Source organism: uncultured Salinicola sp., assembly GCF_937921195.1.
Lineage (GTDB): Bacteria > Pseudomonadota > Gammaproteobacteria > Pseudomonadales > Halomonadaceae > Salinicola.
The window spans coordinates 1-22,013 of record NZ_CALFQK010000148.1 but is presented as its reverse complement, the minus strand read 5'-3'; the positions used below and the strand labels follow the sequence as shown (position 1 = coordinate 22,013).

23 protein-coding genes are annotated in these 22,013 nt (G+C 61.3%); 7 read left to right on the top strand and 16 right to left on the bottom strand.

Features of this window, described 5'->3' with window-relative positions; all coding sequences use genetic code 11:
- Window positions 1-29 precede the first annotated feature (29 nt).
- The 9 genes from motB to fliD form a co-directional block, all read right to left on the bottom strand.
- The gene (gene motB / locus Q0602_RS16285; RefSeq protein WP_298845538.1) at window positions 30-944 is read right to left on the bottom strand and encodes a flagellar motor protein MotB; all 915 of its coding nucleotides are present in this window, start codon (window positions 942-944) and stop codon (window positions 30-32) included.
- The gene (gene motA / locus Q0602_RS16280; protein WP_295040544.1) at window positions 941-1,828 is read right to left on the bottom strand and encodes a flagellar motor stator protein MotA; all 888 of its coding nucleotides are present in this window, start codon (window positions 1,826-1,828) and stop codon (window positions 941-943) included. The genes motB and motA overlap by 4 nt, the downstream gene beginning before the upstream one ends.
- A 188-nt stretch (window positions 1,829-2,016) precedes the next feature.
- Window positions 2,017-2,607, bottom strand: coding sequence for a flagellar transcriptional regulator FlhC (gene flhC / locus Q0602_RS16275; protein ID WP_295040546.1), 591 nt, complete (start codon window positions 2,605-2,607; stop codon window positions 2,017-2,019).
- Window positions 2,608-2,610: 3 nt separating this feature from the next.
- Window positions 2,611-2,943, bottom strand: coding sequence for a flagellar transcriptional regulator FlhD (gene flhD, locus Q0602_RS16270; protein ID WP_295040548.1), 333 nt, complete (start codon window positions 2,941-2,943; stop codon window positions 2,611-2,613).
- 329 nt (window positions 2,944-3,272) lie between these two features.
- A complete protein-coding gene (locus Q0602_RS16265; RefSeq protein ID WP_298845534.1) occupies window positions 3,273-3,560 on the bottom strand; it encodes an EscU/YscU/HrcU family type III secretion system export apparatus switch protein in 288 nt (95 codons plus the stop codon).
- Complete coding sequence (locus tag Q0602_RS16260; RefSeq protein WP_298845532.1) at window positions 3,557-4,747, bottom strand: flagellar hook-length control protein FliK; 1,191 nt, start codon at window positions 4,745-4,747, stop codon at window positions 3,557-3,559. Before Q0602_RS16260 ends, Q0602_RS16265 begins: the two co-directional genes overlap by 4 nt.
- Window positions 4,744-5,124 carry a flagellar protein FliT gene (gene fliT, locus Q0602_RS16255; RefSeq protein WP_298845529.1) on the bottom strand — a complete coding sequence of 127 codons (381 nt, stop codon included), beginning with the start codon at window positions 5,122-5,124 and terminating at the stop codon, window positions 4,744-4,746. Before fliT ends, Q0602_RS16260 begins: the two co-directional genes overlap by 4 nt.
- A 4-nt stretch (window positions 5,125-5,128) precedes the next feature.
- On the bottom strand, window positions 5,129-5,542 hold the full coding sequence (fliS, locus tag Q0602_RS16250) for a flagellar export chaperone FliS (protein WP_298845636.1): 414 nt from the start codon (window positions 5,540-5,542) through the stop codon (window positions 5,129-5,131).
- A 15-nt stretch (window positions 5,543-5,557) separates the two neighbouring features.
- A complete protein-coding gene (gene fliD / locus Q0602_RS16245; protein ID WP_298845527.1) occupies window positions 5,558-6,892 on the bottom strand; it encodes a flagellar filament capping protein FliD in 1,335 nt (444 codons plus the stop codon).
- Between the two features lie 229 nt (window positions 6,893-7,121).
- On the opposite strand from fliD, the gene Q0602_RS16240 reads away from it, so the two are divergent.
- The 7 genes from Q0602_RS16240 to Q0602_RS16210 all read left to right on the top strand — a co-directional run bounded on the left by Q0602_RS16240 (window position 7,122) and on the right by Q0602_RS16210 (window position 12,050).
- Window positions 7,122-7,622 (top strand): hypothetical protein, encoded by a 501-nt coding sequence (locus Q0602_RS16240; RefSeq protein WP_295040037.1) that lies wholly within the window; start codon window positions 7,122-7,124, stop codon window positions 7,620-7,622.
- A 77-nt stretch (window positions 7,623-7,699) separates the two neighbouring features.
- The gene (locus Q0602_RS16235) at window positions 7,700-8,323 is read left to right on the top strand and encodes a CBS domain-containing protein (RefSeq protein ID WP_295040035.1); all 624 of its coding nucleotides are present in this window, start codon (window positions 7,700-7,702) and stop codon (window positions 8,321-8,323) included.
- A 6-nt stretch (window positions 8,324-8,329) separates the two neighbouring features.
- Window positions 8,330-9,385: an asparaginase gene (locus Q0602_RS16230; RefSeq protein ID WP_298845525.1), complete on the top strand. Its 1,056-nt coding sequence runs from the start codon at window positions 8,330-8,332 to the stop codon at window positions 9,383-9,385.
- A gap of 55 nt (window positions 9,386-9,440) precedes the next feature.
- Window positions 9,441-10,139 carry a 7-cyano-7-deazaguanine synthase QueC gene (queC, locus tag Q0602_RS16225; protein WP_298845523.1) on the top strand — a complete coding sequence of 233 codons (699 nt, stop codon included), beginning with the start codon at window positions 9,441-9,443 and terminating at the stop codon, window positions 10,137-10,139.
- 143 nt (window positions 10,140-10,282) lie between these two features.
- Complete coding sequence (gene queE / locus Q0602_RS16220) at window positions 10,283-10,936, top strand: 7-carboxy-7-deazaguanine synthase (protein ID WP_298845520.1); 654 nt, start codon at window positions 10,283-10,285, stop codon at window positions 10,934-10,936.
- Complete coding sequence (locus tag Q0602_RS16215) at window positions 10,936-11,790, top strand: 6-carboxytetrahydropterin synthase (RefSeq protein ID WP_298845518.1); 855 nt, start codon at window positions 10,936-10,938, stop codon at window positions 11,788-11,790. Before queE ends, Q0602_RS16215 begins: the two co-directional genes overlap by 1 nt.
- A gap of 8 nt (window positions 11,791-11,798) precedes the next feature.
- On the top strand, window positions 11,799-12,050 hold the full coding sequence (locus Q0602_RS16210; protein ID WP_295040021.1) for a YkgJ family cysteine cluster protein: 252 nt from the start codon (window positions 11,799-11,801) through the stop codon (window positions 12,048-12,050).
- 23 nt (window positions 12,051-12,073) lie between these two features.
- Here the strand turns inward: Q0602_RS16210 and Q0602_RS16205 are convergent, their stop codons facing one another.
- The 7 genes from Q0602_RS16205 to tig form a co-directional block, all read right to left on the bottom strand.
- The gene (locus tag Q0602_RS16205; RefSeq protein ID WP_298845515.1) at window positions 12,074-13,078 is read right to left on the bottom strand and encodes an NADP-dependent oxidoreductase; all 1,005 of its coding nucleotides are present in this window, start codon (window positions 13,076-13,078) and stop codon (window positions 12,074-12,076) included.
- A 96-nt stretch (window positions 13,079-13,174) separates the two neighbouring features.
- Complete coding sequence (locus Q0602_RS16200; RefSeq protein ID WP_298845513.1) at window positions 13,175-14,998, bottom strand: SurA N-terminal domain-containing protein; 1,824 nt, start codon at window positions 14,996-14,998, stop codon at window positions 13,175-13,177.
- 236 nt (window positions 14,999-15,234) lie between these two features.
- On the bottom strand, window positions 15,235-15,507 hold the full coding sequence (gene hupB, locus Q0602_RS16195; protein WP_110599351.1) for a nucleoid-associated protein HU-beta: 273 nt from the start codon (window positions 15,505-15,507) through the stop codon (window positions 15,235-15,237).
- 177 nt (window positions 15,508-15,684) lie between these two features.
- The gene (lon, locus tag Q0602_RS16190; protein WP_298845510.1) at window positions 15,685-18,087 is read right to left on the bottom strand and encodes an endopeptidase La; all 2,403 of its coding nucleotides are present in this window, start codon (window positions 18,085-18,087) and stop codon (window positions 15,685-15,687) included.
- Window positions 18,088-18,257: 170 nt separating this feature from the next.
- The gene (gene clpX, locus Q0602_RS16185; RefSeq protein WP_298845508.1) at window positions 18,258-19,538 is read right to left on the bottom strand and encodes an ATP-dependent Clp protease ATP-binding subunit ClpX; all 1,281 of its coding nucleotides are present in this window, start codon (window positions 19,536-19,538) and stop codon (window positions 18,258-18,260) included.
- Between the two features lie 63 nt (window positions 19,539-19,601).
- Window positions 19,602-20,222 carry an ATP-dependent Clp endopeptidase proteolytic subunit ClpP gene (gene clpP, locus Q0602_RS16180; protein WP_295041038.1) on the bottom strand — a complete coding sequence of 207 codons (621 nt, stop codon included), beginning with the start codon at window positions 20,220-20,222 and terminating at the stop codon, window positions 19,602-19,604.
- A gap of 85 nt (window positions 20,223-20,307) precedes the next feature.
- On the bottom strand, window positions 20,308-21,663 hold the full coding sequence (gene tig / locus Q0602_RS16175) for a trigger factor (RefSeq protein ID WP_298845505.1): 1,356 nt from the start codon (window positions 21,661-21,663) through the stop codon (window positions 20,308-20,310).
- Window positions 21,664-22,013: the final 350 nt, after the last annotated feature.

Sequence of the window (22,013 nt, the reverse complement as noted above, 5' to 3'; positions counted from 1 at the left end):
CCTACATAGAGGGCGTGAACGCGTCTGCATCAAGTCGATGAACCCTGCCCGCCCACCGCGACGGGGCCGCCGGCGACCGGCGCCGGAGCCTCCTCAGGAAAAGGCGCTCGCTCCTGCTGCTCGATGGCCTGGGCCGCGCGATTGTCCAGTACCACTATGCTGATACGGCGATTGACGTCGTCGCTGGGGAGCGTGTTGGGCAACGTGATGCGAGATCCCATGCCTGCGACCCTCAGCAGCTTGTCGGGAGAGAGACCTGCCGCGATCAGCTCTCTTCTGGAGGCATTGGCGCGATCGGCGGAGAGTTCCCAGTTGCTGTACCCCTTTTCGCCACCGGCATAGGGAAGATCGTCGGTGTGACCACTGATGCTGATAGGGTTGGGCATCTCGTTGAGCACTGGCGCGATACGGCTCAGAATCTTCTGCATGTAGGGTTCCAGCCGGTCGCTGCCAAGCTCGAACATCGGTCGTTTGTCGCTATCCACGATCTGGACCCGCAGCCCCTCTGGCGAGAAGTCCATGCGCAATTGTGACCGCAGCTCCTTGAGCTGCGGATCGCTCTGGATCACGCTCTGGAGACGATCGCGCAGATAGCGGAGATTGCGCTGCTCGTCGCTCGAGCGCGTCTGTTCACGCACGTTCATCCGCCGCACTTCACCGTCAGTCTTGGTCGGGTTGTCACCGCCGCCGGGGATGGCGCTGGTACTGGCCGTGGTCTTGTCGCCACCGGTCAGTGCCACGGCGAGAGGCGTGCGGAAGTACTCGGCAATGTGCTCAAGCTGGCTCGGGCTGGCCGTGGAGAGAATCCAGAGCACCAGGAACAGGGCCATCAACGCCGTCATGAAATCGGCATAGGCAATCTTCCAGGATCCACCGTGGTGCGCTGCCGCCTGGACCCGCTTGCGCTTGATGACCAGCGGGCGCCGCTCACCGCTACCGCTCATGAGCCATCCGTCCCCGTACTGCGCAGTGTCTGACCGCTGGAGCGAACGTGCTCCTCGAGCTCACTGAAGGAAGGTCTGACCGCGGTGAACAGCGCCTTCCGGCCGAATTCCACGGCCAGCTGCGGTGCCAGGCCATTGAGGCTTGCCATCAGCGTGACGCGGATACACTGCAACATCTTGGTCGCTTCGCCGACCTGGAGGTTGATGTGGTGCGCCACGGGCGTGACGAAGCCGTACGCCAGCAGGATACCGGCGAAGGTTCCGACCAGCGCCTGCGCGATCATCTGCCCCATCACCCCGGCCCCCTGGTCCGCCGACCCCAGGGCGTGTACCACCCCCATGACGGCCGCCACGATCCCGAAGGCCGGCAGCCCGTCGCCGACGGCCGATAGCGAATGCGCGGGCATTTCCGCTTCATGCTGGAACGTCTCGATCTCGTGCTCCATCAACGCATCGATCTCGAACGGGTCCATGTTGCCGCTCACCATCAAACGCAGGTAATCGGTCAGGAATGCCATGATCATCGGATCCGAGAGGATTTTCGGGTAGTCCGCGAAGATGGCGCTATCCTGCGGCGAGTCGATATCGCGCTCGATCGCCAGCATGCCGTCCCGGCGCGCCTTGGTCAGGAGTCGGTACTGGAGCGCCATCAGCTCCATGTACATCATCTTGTTGTAACGCTTGGTGCGCTTGAGCTTCGAGAACGAGCGCAGAGTCGCCTTGATCGCCTTGCCGTTGTTGGCGCACACGAAGGCGCCGAGTGCGGCCCCAATGATCATGACGAACTCGGCGGGCTGGACGAGAGCGCCGAGGTGTCCGCCGATCGCGACGTAGCCACCGAACACGCTACCCAAAACGATGATGTAGCCGAATAAGATCAGCACGGAAATACTCCCGTATACAGTACATGGCGAACCTGATGACTGTATCGGCAGCGGACCCGATGGGCTTGAGGGTAGAAATATCAGAAAAGCGTAATTCGTAGACAGCGCACAGCGAATGGTTCGCGGTCACTTTACACCAGGCATGAAAAAGCGGGCCCCATGGGGCCCGCTTCGTGAAGGCGTTGCAGCTAGACGGCCAGGTGTTTCGCCAACGGCATATCGACGGGAGCGAAGGTGTGCTCCAACGGCTTGGTCACCCGCTTGGCCTTGCGCGTCTTCCCCGCGCGAGACGGCGGCTGGCAGATGCCGCAGACGTAATCGTGGGCGGGGCTGTGGGCGTGTGCCACGAAATCGCCCTGGCAACCTTTACACCGGGAAAGCTGCAGGAGATCGCTTTCGAAAAACCGGACCAGCGTCCAGGCACGCGTCAGCCCCAGCGTCGCTTCTACCCCGTCCAGAGCCACTTGCTCGAGGTAGAGACGGTAAGCCTTGACGAAGGCGGTCATCCGCCCGCACCCCAATTCGTCATTGAGACGACGATAGATATTGTAGAAGAGCGAGGAATGAATGTTCGGAAGCCAGGTGATGAACCAGTCGGCCGAAAACGGCAGCATGCCTTTCGGCGGCGACATTCCCTTGACCTCCTTGTAGAGCTTGATCAGACGGCCTCGGCTCAGGTCCGTTTCCGTTTCCAGCACCTGCAGACGCGCACCCAGCTCGATCAGCTCGATTGCCAGCTGCACCTGAAGCATTTCCGCGACGAGACTTTTATCCGCCATGACTCAGCTCCCCTGCTGCACGGCAGGCCGAGCGCGACCCGCGCCGGCCATCAGCAGCGAGGCGTGGGTCTGCTCGAGCCCCTGAGCCCTCGGGTTGTGTATCAGCAGATTCAACTTGCTGGCGTCGGTGAAACGCAAATTGCACAGCAATTGGTTGGTGCGAGACAGCTGCGTCAACTGCTTGATCGACAAGCGCGCAATGGTGTCGGCCATGTCGGCATTGAGATCGAGCCGAAACATCGCCGACTCCCGATCTTCGTTCAGCAGACGCTGAACCAGGAGGAGGTAGGAGAGGTTAAGGTCCTGAATGTCGTCGAGAAGACTATTGGAGTGCATCGCTAGGTTCCCTGCGTATGGTTTTATCGGCATCTGTTGATCAGATGCTCCAACTGCTCTGCTGCTGGTGTTCTACATCAGCTCTTTATGATGGACCTAGTTTGCGACTTTTTGATGAAAAAAGGCAAGTTTTGTTACCAAATATATAGATGAGTAACCCTCCGTCTACGTGTCGCGGCGGGGCGACGCTTTTAAATAATTGATCTAGTTATCAATATCTGATGGCCCGGACTCGATGGCGTGGCGTGAAATTTATCTGGAACGCAGTCCGGTGTAACCGCAAAAGGGCATATCGTTGAACATAAGGACAACGAATAAACGTTAGTTTCCTACCCCTTTTCGAGTGAACGATCGATCTGTCCGATCCACACCAACAACTCCGCGATGACCTGATAGAGGGACTCCGGGATGCGTGCATCCAGATCGACCTGCATCAACAGCGCGACCAACTCCGGCGAATCGTGGACGAATATCCCTTCCTGGTTGGCAAGTTCGATGACACGCTCCGCAACATTCCCGTAGCCCTTGGCAACGACACGGGGTGCATCCGCATGCTCGCCGCTGTACGCCAGGGCCACCGCACGGCGCCGGACGTCGCCTACCTCGTTATCGCTCATCCCCTGCTTCCCAATGCCAGATCCACCTCTATTCCCAACGATGACAATCGCTCGCGAAATGACGAAAGCCCGACCTGGATGGAGTCCCGAGCCGACGCCTCGATAGGCTTGATCTCGACGTGCAGAGCGGCATCGCGGCGCGTGCGGAAAACGATGTCGATGATCCCCAGAGTGGGTAGGTGGACCTGAACTTCGGCACGCCAGTCACTGGCGCCGCCATCCCCCTCCTCCCGCTCCCGGCGGTTCGGCGACTCCTCGGGGCTATCGTCTCGAGCGTCATTGTGCGGCATTTCGCTCAGGACCATCGTCATGGGGACACCCGGCCAGAGCTGACCATCCCAACGGAGGTTGGGCGCCGCGATCACCTCCAATTGCTGTCGAACCAGCGATTGCAGCGTGTCGGAAGGCGCCTGAGATAACTGATGGGCCCGGGTCATCGACGATGGGCCAGGCTCTTCAGCACGGGTTCCCGTCAGCCTCGCCACCTCATGCATGGAAGTGGGAAGCCGCTCGGTACTCGTCCGACCGGCCACCGTATCGGCAGCTGCCGCGACACCGGCGTTCGGTGCCATCGACGCACGGGATGGGACACTCCGACCTGGCCCCTGAGGAACCAGGCTCCGGTCGTGGAAGCTTCCCATGGAGAACGACGAGGCGTTGAGAACAGGACGAAACGTCAGGCTCAGCCAGGCCTGGGGCTCCCGCATCAGCGCGGCACGAGGATACTGGCCGGACATCCAGCGCAACAGGTGTGACTCATAGAAGACCCCGCTCTCCCTGACGCTCTGCGAAAGAGCCGCCGCCAACGCATGCGGACTATCGCCTGGCTGGAGCAGTAGCGAGAGGAGCGGCCTGATCGATGGGGTCTGGGTCGCGGGAAACCGCGCCAGGATATCCCCGATCTCGGTGGCGGCATGGCTCAAGTGCAGTTGTGTCGATGATGCATCGATTCTGCCGCTCGCTGCGGGCGAGACGGGAGCGTTTCCGGTGGCATTGCCCTGGAGCGGCACGTTCTCCCTTGCACCCGTCTGCTGGTGCAACCTCGAATCGCTGCGCGCCGGTTGAATGGCATCCGACGAAGTGGCCGCCGAAACCGGCAAAGGCTGGTCCTTGATGACCGGCGTGTCGACGCGCCTGCCCAGGACTTGATGCAGCAGGGTGTCGAGTATCGGCGTGATACCGCTCACGGCCGCTCGTCTGGCGGTACCGAGCGCAGCCGGGATGCGATGCTTCCCCGTCCGGCCTGATAGACCTCACCCAAAGCCTTCTGCCGTCGGGAACTGCCGATGAGATGGCTAAGCTCATCGCGCCTGGCTTCCAGGGCGCGCCGGGTTTCGGCATCCTGCTCCAGGATTCGCGCGAGCAAGGCCCGCTTTTCCTCGCGCTCCGCCTCGCTCGAAGGCCCTTCACTGTCTGCAGCGCGCAGGCGCTCGAGCGACACCAGGTAGCCGGCTTCACACTGTACCAGCGCCTCCCAGTTCTGCTCCCGCGCCAGACCGAGCATCCGGCTGGACGTTTCGAGCAACTGGCGATACTGATCGACGACCGACACGGCTGGCGTCATTCGATCACACTCCTGCCAAGGACGATGCGGCGGGCGAATGCCGGAGCTCGCGCCAACCGGAGCCGATATTGTCGAGCAGCGACGCCGCCAGGTCCAGCTGGGTCACGTCATCACGCAAGTTGGCCTGCACCAGCAGCCGTGCGACATAGTCGTACAACTGGGCGAGGTCCCCGGCGGTTCCGCCCCCGCGCTCGTGATCCAGGGCGGCCGCCAGACCGTTGTTGACGATATCGATCGCCTTGGAGATGGCCAGCCCCTTGGCCGAACGGTTGCCATCCTGCATGTGCAGGCGAGCGCTACCGATGGCTGCCTGCGCCCCGTCGAAGAGCATGACGATCAGTTGATGGGGGTCTGCGGACATCACCGCCGATTCGACGCCGACCCTGGCGTAAGCGCCGGCACCCTGTCGGGAATTCATCATCGTTGTGACCTATTACTGGTTGAGCTGCGAGTTCAGGGCATCAAACTGCTGGGTCAGGTAGTCGCTGGTGGAATTCATCTGCGACACCAGCGAATCGAGGCTGGCGAACTGGGTTCGATAGCGAGCGACCGTGGCGTCGATGGACTCCTGCATCCGCGTGTACCGGTCGCTCAAGCGCTCGAGCGAGGTATCGATCCCATCGGTGGCGATCTTCAGCAGGCCATCGTCATCCAGAATCGTCCCCATGGTGTCTTCGATACTGGCACCAAGGCCGCCCTCGCCATCGACACCGGCGAAGAACTGGCTGACCGCCTCGCTGTTGTTCGACATGGCATCGGCGAGCTTGTCGTCGTCGACTTTCAGCGTGCCGTCCAACTGCCGCTCGATACCGAGATCCGACAGCATGGAGAACTCGCCCTCACCACCGTTGTAGCTGAGAACGCCACGCAACCGGGACTCGATGCCGCGCATGGTCGAATTGCCAAGCAGCACGCCAGCCGTGTCGGATTCCGAGTCGTAGGAGGTGAGAGCGTCGGCGGTGCCCTGGAAGCTGTTGTAGGCGTCGACGAAGGCCTGGACCGCCTTGGTCATCGACTCCGTGTCCTTGGACACGCTGAGCGTCTGGGCGCTCTCCGTGGTCGACGTCAGCTCGAACGTGACACCCTCGAGCGCCCCTTCGACGCTGTTGGATTGGCTGGTGATCGAGATACCGTTGACTTCCAGTTGCGCGTCCTGCGCCGGAACCGTCTCGCTGAATCCGAAGAGATTGTCGTCGTCGGTCACCTGGATCGCTGACTGGGTCCCCGTCTCCTTGGACGTGAGCGTCAACTGGTACTGGGAGCCGTTGAAGACGATCGACGCCGTCGCCCCGGTATCCGCCTTGTTGATGGCGTCCCGGATGTCTTCCAGCGAATCGTCGCTGTCGATGGCGATATCCACCGCCTCTTCCCCACCGACACGGATCCCCAGCGTACCGGACTTGCCCAGAGCTTCGATCTTGTCGGTGCTCAAGCCGCCCGATGCCAGGGATTGGGCCTGCGCCAGTTGCGAGACCTTGACCTGGTAACGACCCGAGACGGCATCACCGGTAATATTGGCGGTCACGCCATCGCCGGTCATCGAGCTGGTGACCGCGGTGAAGGTGGTCGGATCGCTCAACTTGCCGACGGCTTCGCGCAACGCCGTGAGCGAACTCTCGAGCGTTCCGAAAGCCGACAGTTTGGTTTGGTAGCTTTTCTGCTGGGTGACGATCGGCGTGAGCTTCTCGTTCTCCGCGTCCTTCAGGTCGTCGAGCAACCCGCTCAAGTCGAGCCCGGAACCGATCCCCAGTGAAGATATGGTAGCCATGTTACCTCTCTAATGCCTGGCGCTATTTCTATCACGCCGATCACGACAGCAGACGCCGATTAGGCGCACTTTCATGCGTCAATTGTCTCATCGGCTGCCGGCAGGGGAACTTTAGCGTCGACTGATCTTCTTTTTCCTCGCCAGCGGGAAGATGAACCCTTGGGTGGCCAGACGACCGCCGGATAGGCGATCATAGGCCACCGACAATTTGCCACTCCCTGGAGAAGACATGGACGCAACCTCCCTGCATGCCAATTATCGACTGTGGCAACGTTTTCAACGCCAGGAACAGCTGGGGCGGGAGCATCAGGCGGCCCTGCGCAAGCTCGCGGAAACCGGTGCGATGGCATCACGTGTCACCGAAGCCTACCGCAGCATGGCGGATCGCGGCGCCAAGGAGGGTGCCAGCTATCGCACCCTGTTCCAGCGACGGCGCGATAACGGCGACAATCTGGCCTGCGAGGGGTGGCTGTTCGTGCGTCGCGTGCTGGCGGAAGGCGGAACCACCCGCATCCGGGCCACGCTGTTCGAGACCTTTACCCTGGAAGAGGGCGAGATCACTCCCTCCACGGAGAGCCCGACCAAGATCACGCTGGATATCTACGACGAACTCCTGGTCCAAAAGAGCATGACGCTGGGTTGCCGTACCGATCGTCACGACGATGAACGGGATACCCGCTTCATCACTTTTCTGGATAGCGTGCGCGGCGACCTGCATCAGTATCTGTAAAGGTCAGCACGGGATTCCCGCTTGCTCCTCGAACCTTGATCACCAACGAGCCTCAATCGAACTAGGGAGATTTCTCGATGACCAACCCTCCTCATCCCTCAAGAATCCATTTCTCCGCACTGCCGCTGGAGAACCTGGATGGCGTCAGCGGTATCGTCCAGCCGACGCCCCGGACCCAGTCGGTGACACTGGAAAGCTCCGCCGCCATGCTGGTCACCGATTTCAGCGTCAGTCATCCCTATACCCTGCCAACCGGAAGTTCCATCGCCCAGGCGCTGGAGACGATGAAGCAAGCCGGCATCCGGCTACTGATGCTGGTCAATGCCAGCGGCAACTTCACCGGCGTGGTCAACGCCCGTGAGCTGATCGGCGGCCGCCGTATCACGCTGGCGATGCAAAAGCATCAGATCGGCCGGGACGAAGTGACAGTGGAGATGATTCAGACACCGCGCAGCGAGCTGCACTCGCTCTCCTACGCCAGGATCTCCCATGCCAGCGTGGGCGACCTCGTGGAGACGCTGAAGAGCTCGGGCGACCAGCACGTGCTGATCACGGAGCCGGATGGCAGCGGCGCCTCGAGAATTCGCGGCATCATCTCGGCATCCAACATCAGCCGCGCGTTGGGCGTCGATTTCAACCATCCGCCGGAAGCGCGCACGTTCTCGTCGATCTGCCACGTCATCCTTGGCCACGACCTCTAGCCGACCATGAGCTCCACGAACTACGACGGCGCCCTCCCCGTCCTTATCATCTACACCGGCGGGACCATCGGCATGCGGGAGAGTGACCGGGGCCTGGTGGCCGCGGGTGATTTCGAGTCGCGCATGGCAGCAGCGCTATCGACATTGCCACCCGACCGGCAGCGCAAGTTGCCGCGGCACGTCCTGTGGGAAACGACCCGCCCGATAGACTCCAGCAGCGCCACGCCCGCCGACTGGCGGGCCCTGACGCGCATGATCGCCGAGCGCTATCGGGAGTTCGCAGGTTTCGTGTTGCTTCATGGAACCGACACGCTGGCCTGGTGCGCTTCCAGCCTGGCGTTCCAGCTTCAGGGCCTCTCCAAGCCCGTCGTCGTGACGGGGGCACAGAAGCCGCTGGGCGCCACCGATAGCGACGCGCTCGACAATCTCGAGGCGTCGTTGCGATTCGCGGCGCAGGCCGGCTTGAGAGAAGTCTGTGTCAGCTTCGGCGGCCGCCTGATGAGAGGGTGTCGTGCACGAAAATGGTACACTGAGTCCACTCTGGGTTTCGAGACGCCGAACTGGCCCCTGCTTGGCGAGATGGTGGATCACGCTCCCATCCTCTACCCGGGACGTTGCTGGCAAGCTCAGGGAGCACCGCGATTCGAGCTCGGCACCCATCCACTTCCCGAGGTCGTGCGACTCCCCCTCTGGCCTGGCATCCGCGCCCAGGACGTGACCCGGTGGCTGGACGACGACCAGATCAAAGGCGTTGTCATCGAGTGCTGGGGTAGTGGCAACCTGCCGGAAGACGCCGCCCTGCACGGCGTTCTGGCTCGGGCCTGCGCGGCGGGAAAGACGATGGTCGCCATCAGCCAGTGCCCGGTCGGCGGAATCCATCCCGGTACGTACGCAACGGGCCAGACGTTGACGGAGATCGGCATCATGTCCGGCGATGACATGACGCCGGAAGCCGCTCACAGCAAACTCGCGCATCTGCTGGCCCAGGACCTGTCACCGGACGAACTCAGGCAGCGCTTCCTGACGCCTCTCGTCGGCGAACGAGGCGCCTTCCCGACATAGTCGCGAATGACACCGAACTACTCCCAGACCGTTTGCTTTGCCACAGGTTGACAGCATGACACCCTCGACTTCTCACACCCCATCCCAGCCGGCCGTCGTCATCTACTCCGGCGGGATGGACTCCTACACCGTCCTGCACCGCGCCATCCGCGAAGGGTACGAGGTCCACGCACTGTCGTTCCATTACGGTCAGCGCCACGCCCGTGAACTCGATGTCGCGCGCCGGGTGTGCGAGGACCTGGGGGTTTCTCACCGGATCGTCGACATCCGCGCCATTCACCAGTTGATCGGCAATTCGGCGCTGACGGACAGCGACCGGAGCCTGCCGAAGGCGGACTATGCCGAGGACAATCTGGCGGCTACCGTGGTGCCCAACCGCAACATGATCCTGCTGTCGCTGGCGATCGGTTATGCCGTCAACATCGAAGCCTCCGTGTGCTTCTACGGCGCGCATGGTGGCGATCACGTGCTCTACCCCGACTGCCGCCCGGCTTTCGTCGACCGCATGAACGACGTCGCCGCCATTGCCAATTTCGAATCGGTCAGCATCGAAGCCCCCTATCTGTACAGTGACAAGGCGAAAATCCTCAGCGACGGGATCGAGATGGGGCTCGATTATGCGCTGACATGGACCTGCTACCTGGGCGGAGAGACCGCCTGTGGCGAATGCGGAAGTTGCCGGGAGCGACTCGATGCCTTCGCCCGCGTCGGGGTGAAGGATCCGATCCCCTACGCGCTGCCCGACCGGCACTAGGGTTGATACCAAAAGCCGGAGCGCGCGGGCAGTTTTCGTACGAAGCCTGAGCGCCATCTATCATCGAAACACGTCCCGATCAGCCAAGCCCCGGCGTGACCGGCCCGAGGGCCAGTCCGCAGGGAACCAGCACGGGAGTCTGCATGTACAGCGTCAAAGAAGCCTTCTACACCCTTCAGGGAGAAGGCGCCCAAGCCGGCCGTGCCAGCGTTTTCTGCCGTTTCACCGGCTGCAATCTCTGGTCCGGCCGGGAGCGCGATCGCGCGAGAAGCCAGTGCACGTTCTGCGACACCGACTTCGTCGGCACCGATGGCCAGAATGGCGGCCAATTCCCCGATGCCGACGCCCTGGCTACGCACCTGGCGACACTGTGGCAAGCGCCTGAAGAGGCGAACTCCTCGCGCTACGTGGTCTTCACCGGCGGAGAGCCGTTGTTGCAACTGGACGCGGCACTGATCGATGCCATGCACGCGCATGGCTTCGAGGTTGCCGTCGAAACCAACGGTACGCTCTCGCCACCCGAGGGGATCGACTGGATCTGCGTCAGCCCGAAGAGCGACACCACGCTACGCCTGACCCGAGGCAATGAGCTCAAGCTCGTCTATCCTCAGGCGGGCGTCGATCCGGCGAATTTCGCCGGGCTCGATTTCACCCATTTCTTCCTGCAGCCCATGGACCTCTCGCCGGTTGCCATCGTCAGCGATGGCGACCCGATGGCGGCAACCGTCGAATACTGCCTGCGTCACCCGCAATGGCGACTTTCGCTGCAGACCCACAAGATCGCAGGAATCGATTGATGACCCTGTTCGTAAACAACCTGACCAATATCGACGCTTCGACCTGGTCACCTCAGCGCGGACTGAGCGGCATCAGCTGGCACGTCGACGTGGAGCTCGACGGCGAGCTGGGCGAAGACGGCATGCTGTTCGACTTCGGCGAGGTCAAGCCCTGGATCAAGTCACGTCTCGACGCGGGCCTGGACCATACCTTGCTCGTGCCGACCCAAGCCGCCGGCGTCAAGGTCGAGGAGTGCAGCGAAGGTCTGCACATGGCCGCCGAACTGCCCTTCCCCTTCGAACTACGGGCGCCCCGCCAGGCTTTCACCCTATTCCCGTGGGGAGAGGTCACCGCGGAGCGCCTGGGAGCACATCTCAGCAACGAACTCAGCAAGAGGCCCCCGCCACGCGTCGAGGCGATCCGAATTCGACTTCGTGAAGAGTTGGCAGACGGCGCGATCTATGGCTACAGCCACGGCCTCAAGCACCATGAAGGGAACTGCCAACGTATCGCACACGGCCATCGCTCGCACCTGCGTATCTGGCGCGATGGCCAGCGCGACCCCGAGCTCGAGCTGCACTGGGCACAGCGCCTGGACAATGGCTATCTCGTCGACGCTGCGGATATCTTCGACCCACGCCGCAACGACGACGTCATGCGAGTCCGCTACCGGTCAGGGCAAGGACAGTTCCAGCTGCAGCTGCCAAAAGACCGCTGCCATACGCTGCCGGCGCCGACTACCGTCGAGAATATCGCGGCCTGGCTCGCACACCAGATCGCATCGTCGACCGGCGCCCATATCCGGGTCCAGGCGTTCGAGGGAATCGATAAAGGCGCGCTAGCCGAGAGCCGCGGCAAGACGACGGCGGGATAGGAGGCAACATGAGTTGCAGAGCCGGCTGCGGCGCATGCTGTATCGCGCCGTCGATCACCTCCCCCATCCCCGGCATGCCGGAGGGCAAGCCCGCCGGGGTTCGCTGTCTACAGCTGGACGAAGACAACCTGTGTCAGCTATTCGGCGACTCGAGCCGCCCGGCCGTGTGCCGGCGCTTCGACTACGACCGGGAGCTGTGCAGCGACAACCGCGAGCAGGCGCTGCGCATCCTGACCGAGTGGGAGCGCGCCACCCGCTAGATCGCGTCCCGTCGCTGCCGGATTCAAGGGAGCCGGACCAGCATCTTGCCGTCGTTGTCTCCGGAGAAAAGCTTCAGAAAAGCCTCGGGCATCCGCTCCAGCCCCTCGACGATGGTTTCGCGGTAGTGGATGGCTTCGCGTTCGACCTCTGGAGCGATCTGCTGCAGAAACGTCTGGTAGTGATCCCAGTGCTCGGCAACGATGAACCCTTCCATGCGTGCCTTGCGAAACAGCAACTGATTGAGATTGCCCGGCCCGCCAGCGGGCCCTGTGTCGTTGTAGCGATCGATCATCCCGCAGATCGCGATCCGGGCGTGATCGCGAAGGTTGGACAATGCCGCCTCCAGCAACGGGCCACCGACGTTTTCATAGTAGATGTCATATCCTTCCGGAGAGGCTTCCCGCAGCGACCGCGTCAGCGCATCGACATCCTTGCCTCGATAGTTGAGCGCTTTGACGCCCATCGACTCCAGCCAATCGCATTTGGCCTGGCTACCGGCGACGCCAACGACATGACAATTCGCCGCCTTGGCCAGTTGCACCGCCAGCGATCCGACAGCACCGGCAGCTGCGCTGACAAGTACCCGCTGGCCAGGCTGCAGGCCGGCGACGAGATTGAGCCCTGTCCAGGCCGTCATGCCCGGCATGCCCAGAACGCCGAGATAGGCCTGCTCCGGAACGCCGAACTGCGGCAACGGCTCTACCTCGTCGCCGGGTAACTGCGCGACGTCACGCCAACCCGCCATGTGCCTGACCCGATCGCCGTGCTGAAAGTGGGGATGGCGAGAAGCGATCACCTCCCCCACTGCGCCGCCGGACATCGGCTCGTCCAGTGCATAAGGCTCGACATAGGTCGTGACGCCACTCATACGGCCCCGCATGTAGGGATCGACCGACAGCCAGCGATTCCGGATTCGAACCTCGTTGGGAGCCAGATCCGGTAGCGTCGCCTCCCGGAGCACGAACAGATCCAGCTGCGGCAATCCCTTTGGAAATTCCCGAAGTACGAAAAAACGAGTAGCAGCCATGAAAAAACCCTCCTCGACTGACGGTTGGCATGCCGTTCAGCCTAGGAGGGTTTGAGCGAGGATCAAGCGAGGTCGTAACCTGGCCCCACGAAGGGATCAGTTACGTTCGATTTCCGCCTCGTCCTGCAGCGTCTGGGTCAGTCCCTGAATGACGATCTGGGCCTGGAGACGTTGCGCCAGTCGCGTCGCGAAGTCCGCATCATCCGAGTCGGCATCGCCTGACTGCACCGATTCGACGCCGACGATGGCAACGCCATTCTGGCTGTCGACATGGCCCCAGACCGTCTCGCCATCCTGGGGATGGGGAAGACGAAACGCTTCCTGAAGAATGGCGTCCGGCACGCCGTCAGCATCCCGGGTCGCATTCTCGGCCTGTTTCCAGTCGATATCCGTTACCGCCTGACCATTGCGCAGCGAAGCCACGGTCTCGGCCGCGAGTTCCTGCAGCCGCTGCCGGGTCTGCTCCGCCTTGACCGCGCTTTCGACCTGACTTCGGACTTCGTCGAGCGGCAACGTGCTCGCTTCGCGATGATCGACGACACGCAGCGCGACCCGTTGCTGATCGTCCGTCTCGATCACGTCGCTGTTGTAACCATCCTCGAGCACATCCGGAGAGAACGCCGCCGCGGCGACATCGGGATTGGAGAGCACCCCCTCGCCGCCATCGTCCTGGGAGAACCAGCCGCTGGTCTGCACCTTCAACCCCAGCTCATCCGCGACGCTGGACAGATCTTCCGCCTGATAGACATCGTCGGTCATCTTCTGCACCCGCTCATTGAAAAGCGACTGGGACTGTTCCAGCTTGACCTGTTGAGCAAGAGCTTCGCGATCATCCTCGAACGACGGGATATCGACCCCGGTCACCTTGATGAGATGGAGGCCGTACTGGGTCTGGACGATTTGGGACACTTGGCCGGGGTCCAGCGAAAATGCGGCATCATCGAAACTGTCGCCAAAGAATCCCTTCTGAATCGCCCCGAGATCGCCGCCTTTGCCGGCTGACGACGAGTCATCGGAATATTCGCGAGCGAGATCGGCGAAATCGTCGCCCTGTGAAAGCTTCGACTGCACCTCGGCCAGACGCTCTCTCGCCTGCTGTTCGGTGCGGTCGTCGCCGAAAGTCACCAGGATATGGGATACCTCGCGCGGGGCTTCAGCACGCGCTTTCTCGTAGGCCTGACGCAACTGGTCGTCGCTGACCTCGACGTCCTTGGCCACGTCCTCCTGATTCAGGACGATATAGTTGACCTTGACCTGCTCGGGACGACGATAATTTTCCTGGTGCTGCTCATAGTACTGCTGAAGATCGGCGTCGCTGGGCGCATCGGGCTGCCCCAGGTCCGCGGCTGTCAGTTGTGCATAGCGGAACGTTCTCTGCTGCTGCTGCAATGAGGTCAACCGCGCCTTCTCGGACGGCAGCAGGAAAGTGGAGGCCGCAAGCCCTTGCTGGACCTGACGCCGTAGGGTATCGGCACGGAGCTCGCGACGGAAAGACGATGGCGTGTAGCCGGCCTGCGCCAGACGATTGGTGAATAGCTCGTCGGAGAAACGACCCTCCTGATCCTGGAATTCGGGCAGCGAGACGATCAACTGATCCAGCTGACTGTCGGAAATGTGCAGGCCACCCTCGCTGGCGTACTGATCCAGTGTGCGCTGGCGAATCAGCTGATCGAGCACCTGCCCCCGGAACTGCCGCTCCTGGCTGGGCGGAACCTGGCCTGACCGGATGCCTCTTTGAACCTGCGTCTCGACGGCCTGACGGCTGATGGACTCACCGTTGACGGTCGCCGCATCATTGCTGCCGGCAGAGAAATAGCTGACCAGGGATTCCGCGCCGAATAGCGCGAACGTGACGATGATGGCTCCCACGATGACTTTCGCCACCCACCCCTGAGAACCCTCACGAATTCGTTGCAGCATGCTGTCCTCGCATGTCGTTGACCCAAAGTTGCGCGCGTATCGTACACCGCCATGCCACCACGGCGCATCCGGGACGAAACATTGGCCACTGCAACTGCAGCAGCCCTTTCATTGCAGCGGGCAATAAAAAAAGCGCACCGCTGTGGCGATGCGCTTATGTGCTACGGGCCTTCACCGACCGGACTGCCTCGGCCTCCCGGCGTTTGGCGACACACCAGCCCGTGACAAAGCGAAACTCAGTTCACCGCGTCTTTGAGTGCCTTGCCGGCCTTGAAGCTCGGCACCTTGGCAGCACTGATGTTGATCGGCTTGCCAGTCTGCGGGTTACGGCCGGTGCGCGCTGCACGCTCCTTGACCGCAAAAGTCCCGAACCCAACCAATGCTACGGAATCGCCTTTCTTCAGGCTGTCTGATACGGACTCGATCATCGCGTCGAGTGCACGAGTAGCAGCCGCCTTGGGAATATCAGCAGACGCAGCAATGGCTTCAATCAGCTCGGATTTATTCACACTTCACCCCTTGACTGTATACGAAATTAACAGGACATCGATGCGCAATCAGAGACGCGGTCACGATCACAACAAGTTGGCATTTTATAGCAATGCCTAGATTACCCTGTCAATCGAGATCATTAGAAAAACCGCGTCACATCGGGCCTGGCGCACGAAACTTGCGCACCGACAAGATTAATGTGTGCTGACATTGGTTTGCGAAGAGGTTACATCTTCGGCCAGTTTGTCATCACCGTCGACATGATTCGTCAATGCCGTTGACAACACGTCATCAATCCACTTCACCGAACGAATGTCCAATGCATTCTTGATATTCTCCGGCACCTCTTTCAGGTCCCGACGATTATCTTCCGGTATTAGTACGATCTTTATACCACCGCGCCGGGCAGCCAGCAATTTCTCCTTCAAGCCGCCGATCGGCATGACCTCGCCACGCAGGTTGACCTCGCCCGTCATGGCGACGTCACATCGCACCGGGCGACCGGTATAGGCGGATACCATGGCGGTCACCATGCCGATACCGGCACTGGGACCATCCTTCGGGGTGGCACCTTCAGGAACGTGGATATGGAGGTCTTCTTTCTCGAATCGCTCCGGGTCGATACCGAACTGACGGGCCCTGGCCCGAACCACGGTATGCGCCGCGCTGACCGACTCCTTCATGACGTCACCCAGCGACCCGGTCTTGTTGACGCGACCTTTGCCTGGCGTCACGACGGATTCGATGTACAGAAGTTCGCCTCCGACCGAGGTCCACGCCAATCCGGTGACCCGGCCGACCTGATGCTCCTGATCGGCCAGACCGTAGCTGTACCGCCGCACGCCCGCATAACGCTCTATATCATCGGCCGAGAGCGACAGTCCCGCCTGGGCGCCCTGGCCTTTTTCAGCCTCGAGGCGCTCGCGAAGCACCTTGCGGCTGACCTTGGCAATCTGGCGCTCGAGTTCGCGCACCCCTGCCTCGCGGGAGTAGTAGCGCACCAACTCGAGGACGGATTCATCGCTGAAGGTCAGCTCTTCCTCCTTGAGGCCATTGGCCTTGAGCTGCTTCGGAATCAGGTAACGCTTGGCGATCGCGAGCTTTTCATCCTCGGTATAACCCGGCAGTCGAATCACTTCCATGCGATCGAGCAGCGGTCCGGGGATGTTCATCGAATTGGCGGTACAGATGAACATCACGTCCGAAAGGTCGTAGTCGAGCTCGAGATAGTGATCGTTGAACTTGTCGTTCTGCTCGGGATCCAGCACTTCCAGCAGCGCCGAGGAGGGATCTCCGCGGTGATCCATGCCGATCTTGTCGACTTCATCGAGCAGAAAGAGCGGATTGCGTACGCCCGCCTTGCTCATGCGCTGAATCAGCTTGCCGGGCAGCGAACCGATATAGGTTCGCCGGTGGCCTCGAATCTCGGATTCATCGCGCACGCCGCCGAGCGCCAGGCGAACATAGCGCCGATTGGTGGCGCGCGCGATCGACTGGCCCAGCGAGGTCTTGCCCACGCCCGGCGGCCCGACCAGGCAGAGCACCGGGCCCTTGAGCTTCTTGACCCGCTTTTGTACGGCAAGATACTCGAGAATGCGCTCCTTGACCTCTTCCAGACCGTGGTGGTCTTCATCCAGCACCTTGGCGGCGTGAGGAAGATCGTGCTTGACCCGAGTCCGCTTCTTCCAAGGGACGGAGAGCACCCAGTCCAGATAGGACCTCACGACCGTCGCCTCGGCCGAGGTGGGCGACATCATCTTGAGCTTGCCGAGCTCCTGGGTCGCCTTGTCGACGGCCTCCTGGGGCATGCCGGCGTCCTGGATGCGCTGCTCGTACTTCTCCGCCTCGTTGGGGACGTTCTCGAGCTCGCCCATCTCTTTCTGGATGGCTTTCATCTGCTCGTTGAGATAGTACTCGCGCTGGGACTTCTCCATCTGGTCCTTGACCCGCGAGCGGATGCGCTTCTCGACCTGCAGCAGATCGATCTCGGACTCGATCAGCGCCATCAGGTGCTCGACCCGGTCGCGCACGCGATCCATCTCGAGCAGTTCCTGCTTGTCATCGATCTTCAATGACAGATGTGCGCAAATGGTATCCACCAGCCGGCTGGGATCCTCGATCTCCTGCAAGGAAGACAAGACCTCGCCCGGCACTTTCTTGGAGAGCTTGACGTACTGCTCGAACTGATTGAGCAAGACGCGGACCAGGGACTCCTGCTCGCGCTCGCTGAGCGGTTCGCTGTCGCGAGCGACCGCCTGCGCGCTGATGAAGCCGTCCTCGTCCTCCAGGACCTCCTGGATGTCTGCCCGGAAACTACCCTCGATGAGGACCTTGACGGTGCCGTCGGGCAATTTGAGCAACTGCATGATGTCGGCGACCGTGCCGATACTGAAGAGATCCTCGACCCCGGGATCATCATGAGCCGCCTCGCGCTGCGCGACGAGCAGGACGCGCTTGTCATGCTCCATCGCCGTCTCCAGCGCGCGAATGGATTTCTCGCGCCCCACGAACAACGGGATGACCATCTGCGGATAGACCACCACGTCACGCAGCGGCAAGAGCGGAAGCTTGAGTGTCTGGTCAGAGCTCTTCGCCATTACAGCATTTCCTCGGCAAACTTTCGGATGGGTGAGCCACCAGAGCGGCAATATGGGAGATACGTGGGGGCGCCACCGTTCAGATGCAAGAGTGCCCGACGCGGCGCGGTATCCATAAAAGCGAAGGGGCCATCAGGCCCCCTCATCTAGGCAGGTAACGGGACGGGCGATTACCCGTCCTTGTTGGCGACGCGGCTCTCTTCCTGCTTCGAGTAGATCAACAACGGTTCGCTGTCGCCGGAGATGACGGAACCGTCGATCACGACCTTCGTCACGCCGTCGAGCGATGGCACATCGTACATGGTCTCGAGCAGCACGGATTCCAGAATCGATCGCAACCCGCGCGCACCCGTTTTGCGCTCCATGGCCTTGTGGGCCACTGCTCGCAGCGCATCTTCCCGGAAATCCAGCTCGACGCCTTCCATTTCGAACAGATGGGCATACTGCTTGACCAACGAATTCTTGGGCTCGACCAGAATCTGGACCAACGCCTCTTCGGTGAGCTCTGTCAGCGTCGCAATGACCGGCAAGCGCCCCACGAATTCGGGGATCAGACCAAACTTGACCAGGTCTTCCGGTTCGACATCGGCGAGAATGTCGCCAACGCCCTTGTTGCTCTCCTTGCTCTTGACCGACGCATTGAAGCCGATGCCGCCCTTTTCGGCGCGATCGCGGATCACCTTGTCCAGCCCGGCGAAGGCACCGCCGACGATGAACAGAATGTTGCCCGTATCGACCTGCAGGAACTCCTGCTGCGGATGCTTGCGACCACCCTGCGGCGGCACGGACGCCGTGGTTCCTTCGATCAGCTTGAGCAGCGCCTGCTGGACGCCCTCGCCGGACACGTCCCGGGTGATCGACGGGTTGTCCGACTTGCGCGAAATCTTGTCGATCTCGTCGATGTAGACAATGCCGCGCTGGGCCTTCTCGACATCGTAGTCGCACTTCTGCAACAGCTTCTGGATGATGTTCTCGACATCCTCGCCGACATAGCCGGCCTCCGTCAGCGTGGTCGCATCCGCGATCGTGAACGGCACGTTGAGCAGACGCGCCAGCGTCTCCGCCAGCAAGGTCTTGCCGCTGCCGGTCGGGCCGATCAGCAGGATATTGGACTTGCCCAGCTCGATACCGTCGCTTTTCCCGCCACTACGCAGACGCTTGTAGTGGTTGTAGACAGCCACCGACAACACCATTTTGGCGCGGTCCTGGCCAATCACGTAGTCATCGAGCGTATCGCGGATTTCTCGAGGTACGGGAAGACGATCTTCATCGCTCTCGGCGTCGGCTTCCAGAACCTCTTCGCGAATGATGTCGTTGCAGAGATCGACACACTCGTCACAGATATAGACGGACGGACCGGCAATGAGCTTGCGAACTTCGTTCTGGTTCTTGCCACAGAACGAACAGTAGAGCAGCTTGCCGTTGTCGTCTTTGCCTTTACCGTCGGCCATTCGTGTACCTCGTCAGGACGGCGGCGCGCTGCGCCGCCGTGTGAAACCTTGACTCAAACGCTATCAGGATACCGGACGCTTATCCAGCATGGCATCGATCAGGCCATATTCGACGGCCTGCTCGCCATCCATGAAGTTGTCCCGGTCGGTGTCCTGAGCAATCTTGTCGATATCCTGCCCGGTGTGATCGGCCAGAATGCGGTTCAGCTTGTGGCGGATGGTCAGGATTTCGCGGGTGTGGATCTCGATATCCGCAGCCTGCCCCTGATAGCCGCCCAGTGGCTGGTGAATCATCATCCGCGAGTGCGGCAGGCAGAAGCGCTTGTCCTTCGCGCCGCCGGCGAGCAGCAAGGCCCCCATGCTGGCCGCCTGGCCAATACAGACCGTGGAGACATCGGGCTTGATGAACTGCATGGTGTCGTAGATGGACATGCCAGCGGTCACCGAGCCACCCGGCGAGTTGATGTAAAGGTGGATATCCTTGTCCGGGTTTTCGGACTCCAGGAACAGCAGCTGGGCCACGACCAGGTTGGCCATGTAGTCTTCGACCGGGCCGACCAGGAAGATGACACGCTCTTTGAGCAGACGGGAGTAGATATCGTACGACCGCTCACCGCGCGCGCTCTGCTCCACCACCATCGGGACCAGGCCACCGGCATTACTGATGTCGAACTCGTTACGCATCGCGATTTCCTTACATCTGGTGATTGTCAGGCCCATCGACTAGCGACCCGGCCTGAACCGGGTCGTCTTGCTTACCAAGCACCCATCATGCTTTGGAATCGCTTTCCTCGGCTTCATCTTCTTCAGCCGCTTCCTCGGATTGCTGGGCGGCCTGCAGCACTTGCTCGTAGCTCATGCTGATGTCGTTAACCTGGGCCTGCTCGAGAAGCTTGTCAACGGCCTTGTCTTCCAGCACGGCAGACTTGATCTGCCCCTTGAGCTCATCATTCTGCATGTACTGATCGATGACCTGCTCGGGCTGCTGATATTGAGCCGCAAGCTCTTCGGCACGCGCCCGGATCTCATCATCGCTCGCATCGAGCTCGTGTTGCTTGATGACTTCGGCCAACAGCAGCCCGACCTTGACGCGCGTCTGGGCCTGCTCGGCAAACAACTCGTTCGGCAGCTGGCTGACATCGAAGTCTTCGCCAAGGCCGAACTGCTGCGCCGCCTGCCGCTTGAGTCCGTCGGTCTCCTGCTGGATCAGCGACTGTGGAACGGCCACGTCGTTGGCTTTCTGCAGCGCATCGAGAGCCTGCTGCTTGACGCGGTTCTGGGCCGCTTGCCGGACTTCGCGTTCCATGTTGCTCTTGACCTCGGCGCGGAACTTGTCGGCATCGCCGTCTTCCACACCGAACTCCTTGATGAACTCGGCATCGACTTCCGGCAGCGCCTTGGCGGAGACTTCATGAACCGTGACCTTGAAGGTCGCCTCCTGCCCCGCCAGGTGCTCGGCCTGGTAGTCTTCCGGGAAAGTCACGCTGATGCTCTTCTCGTCACCGGCCTTGGCGCCGACCAGCTGCTCTTCGAAGCCCGGAATGAAACGATTGGACCCCAGTTCGAGCTCGTGCCCTTCGGCGGAGCCCCCTTCGAACGGCTCATCGCCGAGAAAGCCCTGGAAATCGATCTTGACCTTGTCACCCTCTTCCGCTGCGCGCTCGACCGGCTGGAACTCGGCGCGCTGTCCGCGCAGGGTTTCTATCATCGTGTCGATATCGGCTTCGGTGATTTCCGCCTGCGGGCGCTCGATGGTGGTGCCACCGATGCCGCTGAGTTCGATTTCCGGATAGACTTCGAGCGTGGCGACGAATTCCAGATCCTTGCCCGTCTGATCGACCTTCGGCTCGATCGAGGGGTAGCCGGCCGGATTCAGGCTCTGTTCGGTGATTGCCCGCACGTAGTGCTGACGCATCAGTTCACTGACGACTTCATTGCGGACGTCTTTACCGTAACGCTGGCGCACGACCGCCATCGGGATCTTCCCTTGACGAAAGCCATTCAGACGAACGCGCTTGGCGGTGTCTTGCAGGCGAGTCGCAACGGCTTCATCGACCTCGGCTGCGGGAACCTGAACTGTGATGCGACGTTCGATCTGGGATGTCGTCTCAACGGAAACTTGCATAGATGATCCTCTACCGACGGGGGCGTTCTGTGAATGCAACTCAAAGACTGTGACTTCAAAACTGTCATTTCAAAGCAAGGGGGCGATTTTAAGAACCCCCATGCCTACTGGCAAGCAGACTAGCGCGGTAAATGGTGCCAATCGGGGCAAAATACAAGCCCGATGCGGCAAAAATCGACTTTAGGAGGGTTCTTCCACGCATCCGATCCATCGATCGACGACGCCTGGCCGCATACCAGATCCGACAGCTGGAGGGAAAAGCCATGAACAAAGGAGGCAGATAAAGAAGGGAAGAAATGGGGTGGATGATGGGGATCGAACCCACGACCACCGGAGCCACAATCCGGGGC